The sequence below is a fragment of the Shewanella sp. M-Br genome, assembly GCF_036245925.1.
In the GTDB taxonomy this organism is placed as follows: Bacteria; Pseudomonadota; Gammaproteobacteria; order Enterobacterales; family Shewanellaceae; genus Shewanella; species Shewanella oncorhynchi.
The window spans coordinates 41,307-55,761 of record NZ_BJBV01000007.1 but is presented as its reverse complement, the minus strand read 5'-3'; the positions used below and the strand labels follow the sequence as shown (position 1 = coordinate 55,761).

Below are 14,455 nucleotides of genomic sequence, written 5' to 3'. Positions count from 1 at the left end.
AAGTTACACCCTGAGCGAAAGTGATAACAGCGGCCAATGCGCTTTATTCTGTTATCAGTTTAGTGATTGAGGCACGCCAAGCTTGAACGCTATGAATAGCTTCAAACTCAGCGCTTACCTTTAAACTCTTTGGCGCTGTGCTTATTGATGCTACGGCGATTCGCCTGTTTATCCCGTGGTGGTCGCTTACGCTCAACTTGGATCTCAGTGGCGCCATCAGTGATTTTTTCACTCGGCTTATCCGTTACCGGAAAGTCAGCCAATAATGCCAGCGGTAACTCCCGCGCAGTTAAACTGCGGATCGCCGTTAAAGTTGCCATTTCACCGTGGCACACGAGGGAAATCGCCAGCCCTTTTTCGCCAGCGCGCGCGGTGCGGCCAATACGGTGCACGTACACAGGCGCACTCATGGGCAAATCCAAATTGATGACGACAGGCAAGGCATCAACATGAATACCGCGCGCCATCAAATCTGTCGCCACTAATACTTGGATCCGATTGGCTTTAAAGTCGGCCAAGGTTTGGCTGCGAACGGTTTGCTCTTTTTCACCGTGCAGCGCAGCGACTTTCATCCCCGCTTTGGCGAGTCGTTTAGCGACGGCATCGGCATCATCGCGGGCGCTGATAAACACCAACACCTGCGGCCATTGATATTGTTTTAACAGCGCAATCAATGCTTGTGCTTTGCTGCCCTTGTTGACTAAATAGAGCTGCTCTTCGATTTCACCAGCCACTGAATTCACCTTGTGGGCTTCGACCCGGAGCGGCTCATTCGCCAGTAGCTTGCCCGCCAATGCATCCAAAGCCTCGGGCAAGGTGGCAGAAAACAACAAGGTTTGCTTAAGCTTAGGCATAAACGCCATCAGCTTTTGCACATCAGGCCAAAACCCCATTTCTAACAGGCGGTCAGCTTCATCCAGCACAAGATGTTTTATCGAATCGAGGCTGATGTGGGACTGTTTGCATAAATCCAGTAAACGCCCAGGGGTTGCCACTAATACCCGCGGCTTGGCTGCAAGTTCGGCTAATTGGTCTTCCAGCGCGACCCCGCCACACAGAAGCTGAATGTTCAACGAAGTCGATAACTGGCTCGCCACTGTTTGCAGCGCCTCAGTCACTTGCAGCGCTAATTCCCGTGTAGGCACCAGCACTAACGCCAGTGCATTTGGAGGCTGTACAGACTTAGTGCTCTGCAACTGTGTTTGCTGTTGCAACAAAATTTGTTGTAGGAGTGGCAAACCAAAGGCTAAGGTTTTTCCGCTACCGGTTTGTGCTAAGGCTAACAAATCCCGTCCTGCAAGAATGGCCGGAATCGTGAGTTGCTGCACCTTTGTCGGATGTTTAAGACTTGCAGGCAAGGCCTTAAGTAACGTCGAATTTAAGCCAAGCTCAGCAAAAGTTAACGACTCAGGGGAAGAAGAAAGCTCAGGAAAGGACATCACAGCACCGGATCAAAACATGGGAGCGAAAGTTTACTGAGAGTTGCCTTTGAATACCAATGTTGTTTCGGCTTTTACCCAAGCCTTGGTACAGTTTGCAACGCTACTCATTACAACGGTACGGTTTGCAACGATACAGTTACGGCATTTGCGTTACGCCACTAAGAAAGTCTAGTTTGAAACTTCGATTGAATTTCTAAACCAAAGGTCAAATCAATAGCCGACCTAAAGAGAATCAACTGCAATCCCCTCTTGGATCTCCCCTGCCAACAAGGTCCATGTCTAACGGCCAGTTCGCAGGAATAGGTGAATTACTGTCGCTTCGGTGTTCGTGGTTTATCTTAAAAGAGACTCCAGCCGCATCTTTCTTATGTGCGCAAAGTTAACGCAGGTGATGGGATGGTAGATTTTAATCCCACAGCTTTCGTGAGCGCTTATGGTAGAATCCCGCCCAATCAGCTTTATGAATGTGCAACACAACTCATTTGTTTAACTGAACGTAGTGGAACACTACCGTGATTAACTAAATGAGGAGAAAAGATTATGAGTAAGTTAAATGCCGAAGAACGTAAAGCCCGCGATAACGCCCGTTTTTCACAACGCGTCGATGAACGCCGCACAAAAGGTGAAGACGTGGTCGCCTACGTGCTAGGCAACAAGCTCGCGTTTAAGTTTCTGACTAAACCAGAGAGACACGAATTTAAACAAAGAGAAGCCGCACTTGAAGAAGAAGCCAAACTTAAAAAGCAACAAGCGTTTCAGCTGAAAACCGAGCAAGAGTTAGAGAAAGCCGAAGCCGCATTTACTGCTACAGAAGAGTAAAAACTCTTAGGTTTCCAAACTTCGTTTGGATTTTCGAATCGAAATCAAAATCAAAGTCAAAATCAACGCGTGGGGCTTCACCCCACACGCGACCAAAAGGGGAAAAGCGCTTATTCCCCTTTTGGAAATACCCCGGCGAACAACGTCCATGTCTAACTGCCAGTTCGCCATCCCAGGCTCTCGTTCGAAACGCTGCTACGCAGCACTCACCCTAGCGAAGTTACATGCATTAATTACCTGTCTCATACTCCAATAAAAATTGCCTAACGGCTCAGATGGCACATCCATGTGCCCCCGAGCCTGCACCATCATCCATGATGTCGCCACGGCATTTTTACTCCGTATTTAGACAACTTCGCAGGGAATATGAACTCCTGAAGTTTCAGTGTTACTTATTCGTATTTAAAAAAGAACTAACACTCCATCTTTCTAAAATTTAATAATGAGTGTCTCAATAACATTTCCTGCCTGTCCAATCATTTCAATGACACGGCATACAAACCTCCTTGTTCAATGCTTAAGCAAAGCTGGAGATTAACTACCACGCAATTACTGTGGATGCCCGTCTGATCTTCTGGGCGTTATCATGAAGGGAGTAGTGGCTATATTTAAATTTGGTACAAGTTTTATTATTTAGTGGACAATTAAATTAATAGGTTTGCAAGTCCGTGGTCTGCTCTTGTTAGCTGCATTGATTGTCTGCATATACATTACCAGTTTTAGGGCAGATTCTAAAAACACATAAAACATTTTCTGCATCACCATCATCGCCCCAAAGAGAAACTTCATAACCAGCTTGAGGAGGAATGACTATTATTATTTCTTCACTATTGTTAGTGAATTGAACTTGTGGAAGTAGATTTTTGAAATCATTAAAATCCATTTTTAGGATTTGTTCGTGTGCAAATTTCACTTTTAAAAAGGAGGTTGGGTAATTTTCATAGGGCCAATCATTTTCAGCTTCTCGGGGATGGACTGATTGTATCTTGATACTTCCGTCATATCTTATTTGATATTTGATTGAACCACCATCATGCATAAACGGATAAATTAATGCTATGCTAGAAAACTGGATGTTGTCGAATAAATCTAATATATCTCTGTTTAATGTAAACAAAAGATGTAACTTTGCTGTCTCGGGAAAGTTAGATATTAATGGTAAGTTACCGCCAAAATATGACTCAGACTCTTCAGATATATTCAATGCTACGAGATTTCCCTTATAGTAAATTAAGGGTTTTCTGATTTGTCCATATTCTCCAGTTATTGAATCCATAATTACTCTCTCATTAGCAGTTACGGTGCATATTAAGTGTTACTTTTCATTATAGTAACGCTATTTACGGTCATAGTCATTTTGTTTTATAGCAACTGCTTGATTCCGAATTCAACTCCGAAGTACGACACAGGACAATTAAGTAGCTAATTGGTGAAACACCACAGCAGGCTGCTTCAACTTCAAACACTTTAATATTTGGGCATAAATTCGAATATAAATAAAGCCCCGCTAGTGCTAAACACTGCGAGGCTTTATTCATCTACTGCGCCGCTAACATAACAGCGGCGCCACTAGACCAAGTTAGCTATTCAGATCTTGAAAGAACTTTTTCACGCCATCGAAAAAGCCCTCAGCCTTTGGGCTGTGTTTTTTCGACTCACCTGTTAAGGTGGCTTCAAATTCGCGTAACAGTTCTTTTTGACGATCGTTTAAGTTAACTGGGGTTTCCATAACCACTTTGCAGAGCAAGTCGCCTACCGCATGGCTGCGAACCGACTTGACGCCTTTGCCACGTAAACGGAACATACGGCCCGTTTGCGTTTCGGCTGGGATCTTCAGGCTGACTTTACCATCCAGTGTTGGCACTTCAATCTCACCGCCTAGGGCCGCTTTACTGAAGGATATCGGCACTTCGCAGTAAAGGTTGTTGCCATCACGGACGAAAATCGCATGCTCACGCACACTGACCTGAACGTATAAATCCCCTGGAGGCGCGCCAAACTCACCCGCTTCGCCTTCACCCGCTAAACGAATACGGTCGCCCGTATCAACGCCGGCTGGGATCTTAACCGATAAGGTTTTGCTCTTTTCAACACGGCCATCGCCATGACACTTAGTGCAAGGATCTTTGATGATCTTGCCGCGGCCATGACAGGTTGGACAAGGCTGTTGCACCGCAAAGAAACCTTGGCGCATTTGCACTTGGCCTTGGCCATGACAGGTGCCACAGGTGGTTGCAGAGGTGCCTTTTTTAGCGCCGCTGCCTTCACACAGATCGCAAGTCGCCAGTGTTGGAATCCGCAGTTCTTTGGTTAAGCCTTTAACGGCTTCTTCCAGTGATAACTCTAGGTTGTAACGTAAATCTGAGCCGCGGGCCGCTTGGCGTTGACCGCCACGACGTCCACCGCCGAAAATATCGCCAAAGACATCACCGAAAATATCGCCGAAATCGCCTTGACCACCACCGTAACCACCGCCACCGCGATTAGGATCCACACCCGCATGACCAAATTGGTCGTAGGCCGCTTTTTTGTCGGCGTCGGTTAGGATCTCGTAGGCTTCTTTAATTTCTTTAAAGTTAGCTTCTGCGGTTTTGTCGCCTGGGTTGCGATCTGGGTGAAATTTCATGGCCAGACGTTTGTAGGCCTTTTTAATTTCACGTTCGCTAGTGTCACGACTGACACCTAATACTTCGTAGTAATCTCGCTTTGACATAATCTCATGCTTCTCAGCTGGTGTTGAACAAACGGGCGTTAGGGTTGCCCCGTAACGCCCGCCTAGAAATTAACGCTTTGAAATCAATCTATTTGATTGATGACAAGTCATTATTTCTTGTCGTCTTTCACTTCTTCGAATTCAGCATCGACAACGTCATCGGCAGCAGCGTTAGCCTGTTTGCCCGCGTCGGCATTGTCGCCGCCTTGAGCTTGAGACTTAGCTTGAGCGATTTCCATCAGCTTAGCAGATGCTTCGATTAAGTTTTGAGTTGCCTTTTCAATGGCTTCTTTGTCATTGCCTTTGATAGCAGTGTCAACAGCATCCATTGCAGCTTGGATTTTTTCTTTATCTTCGCTTGGCAGTGCATCGCCCGCTTCTTCTACTTGTTTCTTAGTTGCGTGAACTAAGCCGTCAGCTTGGTTGCGTGATTGCACTAACTCTTCAAACTTCTTGTCTTCATCTGCGTGAGCTTCGGCATCACGTACCATTTGCGCCACTTCTTCTTCGCTTAAGCCAGAAGATGCTTTGATGGTGATGTTTTGTTTCTTGCCGGTTTTCTTGTCTGTCGCAGACACATGCAGAATACCGTCGGCATCGATGTCGAACATCACTTCAATTTGTGGCTGGCCACGTGGAGCTGGCTCAATACCGTCTAAGTTGAACTGACCTAATGACTTGTTCGCGCTCGCTTGCTTACGCTCACCTTGCAGTACGTGAATAGTCACTGCGTTTTGGTTGTCATCGGCTGTTGAGAACACTTGCTGCGCCTTAGTAGGAATCGTGGTGTTCTTCTCAATCAACTTAGTCATCACGCTGCCCATGGTTTCGATACCAAGAGACAGTGGTGTTACGTCTAACAGTAATACGTCTTTCACGTCGCCTGACAGAACGCCCGCTTGAATTGCAGCACCTACGGCTACCGCTTCGTCTGGGTTCACGTCTTTACGAGGTTCTTTGCCGAAGAAGTTTGTCACTGCTTCTTGAACCTTAGGCATACGTGTTTGACCACCCACTAGAATCACTTCGTTGATGTCTGTTACAGATAAATCTGCATCAGCCAAGGCAACTTTTAGTGGCTCTAATGTACGGAGAATCAAGTCTTCAACCAGTGATTCCAATTTTGCACGAGTGATTTTAATCACTAAATGCTTAGGACCTGTTGCGTCTGCCGTGATGTATGGCAGGTTCACTTCAGTGTGGTTGGTGCTTGAAAGTTCAATTTTCGCTTTTTCTGCTGCTTCTTTCAGACGTTGCATTGCTAATGGATCTTTACGCAGATCTAAGCCTTGCTCTTTCTTGAATTCGTCAGCTAAGTAGTTGATCAAACGGTTGTCAAAGTCTTCACCACCTAAGTGGGTGTCACCGTTGGTTGCCAACACTTCAAATGTTTGGTCGCCATCGTTGCTGTCGATTTCGATGATAGAGATATCGAATGTACCACCACCTAAATCGTATACTGCAACAATGTTGTCGCCTTGTTTCTTATCGATACCGTAGGCTAATGCTGCAGCCGTTGGTTCGTTGATAATACGTTTAACATCAAGACCTGCGATACGACCCGCATCTTTAGTCGCTTGACGTTGTGAATCGTTAAAGTAAGCAGGAACAGTAATAACCGCTTCTGTTACTTCTTCACCTAAAAAGTCTTCTGCGGTTTTCTTCATCTTTTTCAAGATTTCTGCAGAAACTTGTGGTGGAGCCATCTTGTTGCCACGCGATTCAACCCATGCATCACCGTTGTCGGCTGCAATGATTTTGAATGGCATGATGTTCACGTCACGTTGGACTTCGTCATCTTTAAAGCGACGACCAATCAAACGCTTAATCGCGAAGAATGTGTTAGTCGGGTTAGTCACAGCTTGACGTTTTGCTGGCGAACCGACAATGGTTTCATCATCTGTATAAGCGATGATTGACGGGGTTGTGCGATCGCCTTCAGCGTTTTCTAACACACGTGCTTTGCCACCATCGAGGACAGCTACACAAGAGTTTGTTGTGCCTAAGTCGATACCAATAATTTTACCCATGAGGTCCTCCGAAAAATTTCATTCAATCTAAATTTGTTTAGTTGGTTTTGATATGGGGCTAGACGGTTTAAATATCAAGTCCATCGTTGGCCACCTTCTCTGCCTTGATACCTATATTGGGACAGGGAATTTAATTACAAGGGCGAACAAAAAAATTTTCTGATTTATCTTTCTCGCATCTACAGCGGGATAAAATATCCAATCACATAAAATAGTCTTGCTTATCAACCAAAGCTGTTATTCAATCTGCCCACATTTGGCGGATGTTTATCCTAGTAAGGTAGCAGAGTGAAGTCTTCGAATTTAGCGTACGTGTATGGCATGGCGGCGGTCTTTCTCTGGTCTACAGTGGCCACGGCCTTTAAGATTGCCTTGAGTTACTACACACCGCTGCAACTGGTGTTTGTTGCCGTACTCACTTCGATTATTGCCCTTGCCGGAATCCTTGCTTGGCAAAAAAAGCTTTCCTTACTCAAGCAACAGTTTTTACGCCGCCCCATGTTTTATCTGGTGACTGGGCTCATCAATCCCTTCCTTTACTATGTCGTGTTATTTAAAGCGTATTCCTTACTGCCAGCGCAGCAAGCGTTGTCACTTAATTACACTTGGGCGGTATTACTACCGTTACTGGCTGCGCCTTTGTTAAAGCAACATTTGCGTAAGAGCGATATTGCTGCCGCGCTGATTGCCTATACTGGGGTGTTTATCATTGCCACCGGCGGCGATATCAGCGGCTTTAGTTTTGATAGCCCGCTCGGTATCGGATTGGCGCTGACCAGCACCCTACTCTGGTGCCTATATTGGATCGTGAACACCAAAGATCAAGGCGATCCCGTGGTGAGTTTATTATTGAGTTTTCTTATCGGCTTACCTTTTATTGCCGTCACCTTATTGCTGACAGATACCCTGCCCAGTTTTAGTCTTAAGGCGATATTTGCAGGTATGTATGTGGGCTTATTTGAGATGGGCATTACCTTCGTGCTCTGGTTAATGGCGCTGAAAACCGCCACTCGCACCGCGAACATCAGCACTATGGTGTTTTTATCCCCTGTGATGTCGATTGGTTTTATCGCGTGGATTTTGCAAGAAACGATTGCGATGGCAACCTATCTCGGCCTAGCCTTTATTTTATCGGGGATGATGTTGCAGCAACTTCTGCCCCGTTATTTAGAGCGTAAAAACAAGATAAGCACAAAGCTAGCGGAATAATCGTTGAGTAACAGCCTTAAATAATGTTAGCTCACGGCAATGAGCCAATTAAAAGCGCTGGCTAACATTTTAAGCCAAGATTAAGCGCTAATATCCCCCATTTTGTGAAGGAGTATAAAATGACCCCGGCCGTCCGATTGGCTAAAAAAGCCAAGATCGCGTTTGATATCTTAGAGTACAGCCACGATCCACACTGCGCCGCCTACGGCGAAGAAGCCGCTAACACCTTAGGGCTTGAACCCGCGCAAGTATTTAAAACCCTTTTAGTTGCCATCGACAAAGCCCATGCGCCGATTGCCGTTGCGCTCGTGCCCGTCGATCATCAGCTTAATCTAAAAGCCGTAGCGAAATGCTTAAGACAAAAGAAACTACAAATGGCCGATGCCGACCTAGCACAAAAATCCTCAGGCTATCTAGTCGGCGGTATTAGTCCCTTAGCGCAAAAGAAACAATTACCAACCTTGATTGATGCCAGCGCTCAAGGCTTCGACAGGATTTATGTCAGCGCGGGCAGACGCGGTTTAGAGATAAGCTTAGCGGCCACAGACTTAGCCCTGCTTTGCAAAGGCGAATTTGCCGATATCAAGACACTTTAAGCTATCCAGGCCACATTAAGCACAAGTCATTCGACGTTAAGTAAGGAATTCACTCCACTTTAAGTTGTACGCGCTCATATTGGATAAATGGTGAACAAGGCTCAAACGGCAACAAACTGGCCAGCGTACTGAGTCTAACAGTGGAAAGCGTTTGATAAAGCCGAGATATCCGTCTATAAATTGTACTGAGGTACAAATCGACTAAGGATAGTCAGATGGAAAAATCAACCCAATGGAATCCAGAAAATAGCATCAGCCCTATCAGTTGGTGCGCCATGCTACTCTGCATCGCCTTATTTATTTATGAGCATTTCTGGGGAAACAGTTTTACCACTATGGTAGTCATGCTCTATTGCAGTTTTATGCTGCCTTCGGTTTTACTCACTCGCAGAGTACAAGAAAAGTACTTTATTTATACCTTGGAATACATCAAGGCCTTTCGTAAATTCACTATCGTTATGTCGACGATATTTTTCTGTATCTGGTTACTTGTTACTTATACCCCGCTCGCCATAAGCAGCTAAACTCGTTAGCCAAACACATTAATGTCGCTATTCAGTTGGATACCGCAAACAAAAAAGCCGTCAACCTAGTAGGTTAACGGCTTTGGGTTTATCGGTATTTACCGCTAAACACGACTAGTGTAATCACCCCAAGCTAACCACTTATATGTGGTTAATGCCTCAAGCCCCATTGGACCGCGGGCGTGCAGTTTTTGCGTGCTCACCGCCACTTCAGCGCCAAGACCAAACTGACCGCCATCGGTAAAACGAGTACTGGCATTCACATACACGGCGGCTGAGTTCACTTCATTCATAAAGTGCGCCGCTGCATGAATATCATCGGTCAAAATGGCTTCCGAATGGCCGCTAGAATACTGGCGAATATGGCTAACGGCGGCATCGATATCGCTCACGACTTTGATACCTAAGGTTAATGACAACCATTCAATGCCAAAATCCTCAGACTTAGCAAGCGTCACATCGAACCCTAAACCATCCAGTAGACTAAAACTTGTGTCACAAACTGAAAAACGCACGCCTAAACGATGCAGATACTCGGCAATTTGCGGTACAAAGCTGCTCGCCACGCGCTCATCCACCAGTAAGGTATCAAGGGCATTACACACAGTTGGACGCTGCACTTTGGCATTAGCGATTACGCCTAAGGCACGCTTAAGGTCGGCATTTTTATCGACATACAAGTGGCAAATACCAATGCCGCCTAAGATCACCGGAATGGTCGCTTGCTCGGCACATAAGCGCTGCAATGCTTGACCGCCGCGCGGCACTATCATGTCGACATATTGATCGAGCTTAAGTAAACCTGTCACTAGGGCTCTGTCTGAAGAATCAATAAATTGCACCGCATCTATGGGTAAACCTTGGGCAACAATCGCGCCGCGGATCACTTCGCTGATAAGCTTATTCGATTCAAGGGTTTCTTTACCGCCACGGAGGATCACCGCATTACCCGTTTTAAGGGCCAGTACCGCGATATCGACTGTCACATTCGGGCGCGCCTCGTAGATAACCCCAATCACGCCCAGCGGTACGCGGCGACGAGTCAGCCTTAAACCGTTATCTAATAACTTGCTGCCAAACTCTTCACCCACGGGATCAGCAAGGCGGATCACATCGCTGATATCACCGATAATGCCCGCTAAACGCGCATCATCGAGCAACAATCTGTCGATCATCGCCTCCGTTAATCCATCGTTCTTAGCGGCGGCAACGTCTTTAGCATTAGCCGCTAAAATGGCGGCGGAGTTTGCCGTTAGCGCATCGGCAATAGCTTCGAGTAAGTCAGCCTTTTGGCTCGCAGTTAAGTTGGCTAAAGCATAACTGGCCTGTTTGGCATTTTGGCCAAGTTGCTGTAAATACTGATCTTGATTCATTTGACTCAAAATAGACCTCGCTTATAAGACAACCATGTCGTTGCGGTGCACTATTGCGTCACCATAATCGTAACCGAGTACAGACTCGATCTCGTCGGAATGCTTACCCGCAATCAAACTCAGGGCTTGGCCACAGTATCGAGTCATCCCTTTAGCAATCACTTTACCTTGTTGATCAACTAATTGCAGCGTTGCACCACGTTCAAACTGACCTTTAACACCTACGATACCTTTAGACAATAGACTGCGGCCCTTGTCAGTCACGGCTTTGACCGCGCCCGCATCAAGCACTAAAGAACCTTGAGTCGCAGGTCCCGCTAGAATCCACTGTTTGCGGCTTTCGAGCGGGTTTTCGATGGCACTAAAGTGAGTACCGACTGACTCTTTGGCGACCACTTTTTTGATCACATCAGGGTGATGGCCAGAAGCGATAACCACTTCGATGCCTGCACGGCGAGCAATATCCGCCGCTTCCAATTTAGTCGACATACCACCCGTGCCTAAACCCGATACAGAACCGCCCGCCAGCATACGCAAACTATCGTCAATCTTCACCACCTGTGAAATTAACTTAGCGTTCGGGTTAGTGCGTGGATCCGCATCGAATAAGCCCTTTTGATCCGTCAGTAAAATCAATAAGTCAGCATCGCATAAGAGTGCTGCGCGCGCCGATAAATTGTCGTTATCGCCCACTTTGATCTCATTGGTGGCAACGGCATCGTTTTCATTGATGATCGGCACAATATTATTCGCCAACAAGGCATTGAGCGTGTCGCGGGCGTTAAGGTAACGCTCCCTATCCTGCAAATCGGCACGGGTCAGCAGCAATTGGCCCACATGCAGCCCATAAATACTAAAGAGTTGTGCCCAAGCGAGGATCAACTGACTTTGCCCGACAGCGGCTAACAATTGCTTATTGGCCATAGTGTCGGGCAGCGTCGGGTATTGGAGATGTTCACGCCCAGCGGCAATTGCCCCTGAGGTGCATAATACGACTTCGACCCCTGACTTCATCAGTGCGGCCATTTGACGAGCAAGCTCAACCATGTGGGCTTTATCTAGCTGTTTACTGCCAGAGGTCAGCACACTCGTCCCTAACTTCACTACCACGCGGCGATACGCAATCTCACTTAAGTTCATTATTCATTTGTAACAAAATAACCGAACAATCCTTATACCTAATCCGCTGAGTAATTGGTAGCAAGGAGTTATTAACTCGAGATAAATTTTCGTTTTTGCTTAGAATCGCGCATTAAAAAGGGCCATCGATTAGATGGCCCTCAAAAAATGTAAACAATCTACGTTGCGAGTTTTTACTGTGCAGGTGAATTAATCGACAGCATCAACCATAGACAAACTTAGCTACAAACAATGCGGCTAATACTAAAATGCCCACATTAAGATCGCTAAAGCGACCTGTGAGTAATTTGATTGCTGCATATGAGATGATCCCAAAGGCAATGCCCGTCGCGATAGAAAACGTTAGCGGCATTAATATACACACAACCACCACAGGCGCGGCTTCAGTCAAATCTTCCCATTCGACATGCACCAGTCCCGACATCATCAAAATCGCTACATAAAACAGTGTACCCGCAGTCGCATAAGCCGGGATCATCCCCGCCAATGGCGATAAAAATAACGCAGCAATGAAGAGTAATCCCACCACAACGGCCGTCAAACCAGTACGACCACCCGCGCTCACACCCGCGGTGCTTTCGATATAACTTGTCGTGGTGGAAGTGCCAAAAGCCGCCCCCGCAATGGTTGCTAAACTGTCAGCGGTTAAGGCACGATTCAGACGTGGTAAACGGCCTTTATCATCGAGAAAACCACCGCGCTGTGCAACCGCCACTAAGGTGCCAGAGGTATCGAAGAGATCCACAAATAAGAAGGCAAAAACGACTGATAGCATAGTTACTTCAAATACTTGGGATAAATCCATCTTCATAAATGTAGGTGCGATTGAAGGGGGCATTGATACAATGCCCTGATACTGCACATCACCAAACACTAATCCTAGGCCAGTGATAATCAGAATGCTGGCAATCACCGCCGACTTCATTCCCCGCTGCACCATAGCAATAATGAGGAAAAAGCCCAGCACAGCCATAACCGCCGGAAATGCCGTGATATCGCCCAGCGTCACTAGCGTAGCAGGACTTGCCACCACGATACCGGCGCTCTTAAGGCCAATCAGCGCAAGGAACAAACCAATACCTGCAGCAATACCGATACGTAACGACATGGGAATACTATTTACAATCCATTCTCGAATACGCACTAAGGACAAGATTAAAAAGCAAATTCCCGACAGGAATACCGCGCCTAACGCAGTCTCCCAGCTGTAACCCATTTCACCCACGACTGTGTAGGTAAAAAAGGCATTAAGTCCCATACCTGGAGCAAACGCAATGGGATAATTCGCCATCAGCCCCATAACCAAACAGCCGACAGCCGCCGCCAAACAGGTCGCTACAAATACAGCTCCATGGTCCATGCCCGCATCGGCTAACATCATTGGGTTCACAAAAATGATGTAGGCCATCGTCATAAATGTTGTCAAACCTGCGACCGCTTCCTGCTTGAGGCTCGTTTGATTTTGTTTCAGCTTGAACAGTTTTTCTAACATGGAACAAGGTTCCTTTTTATTTTAAGTATGTAGGGTATTTAGATGTGAACACTATGTAACGTGATGACATTTGCAGCCGATTATAGGGAGTTTAGGCTGGTCAGGCCAGAAAATTGGCAAAGGAGTAACGAAGAGAAAATGCTCAAATATCTATGCAAACGAATGCAATATCCTCGGGTGAGACTCGCGTTGAAGGTTAAGCATAAAAAATGAACATATTATGAACAAGATGATTCACTCGTTAGCGACCAATGCTGATTTGTAGCCATAAACACCCACATAAAGAGTAACAAGGATATATACAGCAGAAATAACTAAATTCAATTTCCACAGACTCAACTAAAAACTCCCTTTAAAATAGGTACGTAGCCTTACTTCTGATTTGCATAATGTTAAAGAAGAAGGTACCAACATTAACGCAGAACAGCCAAAGGTTGGTAATACCATAAAAATCATGCCTAAACCCGCAGCCCCAGCAGAAGCTTCAGATGCTTGACCGTCAATAGATGCTAGCGTTATATATCCTAAAATGACGCCTGCGATGGCAAGAATAAAACCTAACAGTTGAAGAGTTCTCAAATTCGTCCTTGGTAAAAAACAGCGTTTAAATTGACTTCTCGTAACATCCTATCAGCTCAGCGATTTCGCTTAGATGGGTATCGACCCAAGCGCTGCTGATTGGCCCCCAGGTGACTATGCGGTAATAACCTGAATTGTTACGGCTGCCTTCCTGCACAAACTCGACTCGAATACCTATATCCTCAAAAGCTGCGATAGCATCCTGTAAAGTTCGGCGAGGCATTCCGGTTAACTTATTGAGTGATAATAGATTATGGCGGTCATCATCCATTAAATGCGCCAAATATAACTTACGCAGAAACGCCTTATTTTGCTTTGAAACCTGTTGGGATGCTGGCATTGAAAGTGACATAGGATGACCTGTCTGGAAACAAAAGTAATTATCATCAAAACTACTTTATATTCAGTCAATAAGGCAATAGCCAATACTAAATACTTACGGTTCGCGACAAGATCATCAGATAACAAATCTGCACTTAAATCAAACGAAACGACTTGTCATCCTCCCCCAACAACTGTTATTTCTAATATCACTCAA

Annotated in this window: 13 protein-coding genes; 4 read left to right on the top strand and 9 right to left on the bottom strand. The window is 45.9% G+C overall.

Annotation, left to right across the window (positions count from 1 at the left end):
* Positions 1–107 precede the first annotated feature (107 nt).
* Positions 108–1,439: a DEAD/DEAH box helicase gene (locus AAA952_RS07375; protein ID WP_263266316.1), complete on the bottom strand. Its 1,332-nt coding sequence runs from the start codon at positions 1,437–1,439 to the stop codon at positions 108–110.
* Between the two features lie 543 nt (positions 1,440–1,982).
* Here AAA952_RS07375 and AAA952_RS07370 point away from each other — a divergent pair.
* The gene (locus AAA952_RS07370) at positions 1,983–2,261 is read left to right on the top strand and encodes a DNA polymerase III subunit epsilon (protein ID WP_338255695.1); all 279 of its coding nucleotides are present in this window, start codon (positions 1,983–1,985) and stop codon (positions 2,259–2,261) included.
* Between the two features lie 682 nt (positions 2,262–2,943).
* On the opposite strand, the gene AAA952_RS07365 is transcribed toward AAA952_RS07370, so the two are convergent.
* The 3 genes from AAA952_RS07365 to dnaK all read right to left on the bottom strand — a co-directional run bounded on the left by AAA952_RS07365 (position 2,944) and on the right by dnaK (position 7,004).
* Positions 2,944–3,537 (bottom strand): hypothetical protein, encoded by a 594-nt coding sequence (locus AAA952_RS07365; RefSeq protein ID WP_263197283.1) that lies wholly within the window; start codon positions 3,535–3,537, stop codon positions 2,944–2,946.
* Between the two features lie 303 nt (positions 3,538–3,840).
* Positions 3,841–4,974 (bottom strand): molecular chaperone DnaJ, encoded by a 1,134-nt coding sequence (dnaJ, locus tag AAA952_RS07360; RefSeq protein WP_220776835.1) that lies wholly within the window; start codon positions 4,972–4,974, stop codon positions 3,841–3,843.
* A gap of 110 nt (positions 4,975–5,084) precedes the next feature.
* On the bottom strand, positions 5,085–7,004 hold the full coding sequence (gene dnaK / locus AAA952_RS07355) for a molecular chaperone DnaK (RefSeq protein WP_338255691.1): 1,920 nt from the start codon (positions 7,002–7,004) through the stop codon (positions 5,085–5,087).
* 288 nt (positions 7,005–7,292) lie between these two features.
* Between dnaK and AAA952_RS07350 the strand changes: the two genes are divergently transcribed.
* The 3 genes from AAA952_RS07350 (at position 7,293) to AAA952_RS07340 (ending at position 9,333) form a co-directional block, all read left to right on the top strand.
* Positions 7,293–8,213 (top strand): DMT family transporter, encoded by a 921-nt coding sequence (locus AAA952_RS07350; protein ID WP_131523197.1) that lies wholly within the window; start codon positions 7,293–7,295, stop codon positions 8,211–8,213.
* Positions 8,214–8,332: 119 nt separating this feature from the next.
* Positions 8,333–8,809, top strand: coding sequence for a Cys-tRNA(Pro) deacylase (gene ybaK, locus AAA952_RS07345; protein WP_028759489.1), 477 nt, complete (start codon positions 8,333–8,335; stop codon positions 8,807–8,809).
* A 215-nt stretch (positions 8,810–9,024) separates the two neighbouring features.
* Positions 9,025–9,333, top strand: coding sequence for a hypothetical protein (locus AAA952_RS07340; protein ID WP_338255688.1), 309 nt, complete (start codon positions 9,025–9,027; stop codon positions 9,331–9,333).
* Between the two features lie 104 nt (positions 9,334–9,437).
* Here the strand turns inward: AAA952_RS07340 and AAA952_RS07335 are convergent, their stop codons facing one another.
* The 5 genes from AAA952_RS07335 to AAA952_RS07315 form a co-directional block, all read right to left on the bottom strand.
* Positions 9,438–10,715, bottom strand: a complete 1,278-nt coding sequence (locus AAA952_RS07335; RefSeq protein ID WP_338255686.1) for a glutamate-5-semialdehyde dehydrogenase — start codon at positions 10,713–10,715, stop codon at positions 9,438–9,440.
* Positions 10,716–10,727: 12 nt separating this feature from the next.
* Entirely contained in the window at positions 10,728–11,846 is a 1,119-nt protein-coding gene (proB, locus tag AAA952_RS07330; protein WP_105251651.1) for a glutamate 5-kinase, read from the bottom strand.
* 202 nt (positions 11,847–12,048) lie between these two features.
* On the bottom strand, positions 12,049–13,338 hold the full coding sequence (locus tag AAA952_RS07325; protein ID WP_338255683.1) for an NCS2 family permease: 1,290 nt from the start codon (positions 13,336–13,338) through the stop codon (positions 12,049–12,051).
* A gap of 339 nt (positions 13,339–13,677) precedes the next feature.
* Positions 13,678–13,917, bottom strand: coding sequence for a carbon starvation protein CstA (locus AAA952_RS07320; RefSeq protein ID WP_338255681.1), 240 nt, complete (start codon positions 13,915–13,917; stop codon positions 13,678–13,680).
* 25 nt (positions 13,918–13,942) lie between these two features.
* Positions 13,943–14,269: a winged helix-turn-helix domain-containing protein gene (locus tag AAA952_RS07315; protein WP_338255679.1), complete on the bottom strand. Its 327-nt coding sequence runs from the start codon at positions 14,267–14,269 to the stop codon at positions 13,943–13,945.
* Positions 14,270–14,455: the final 186 nt, after the last annotated feature.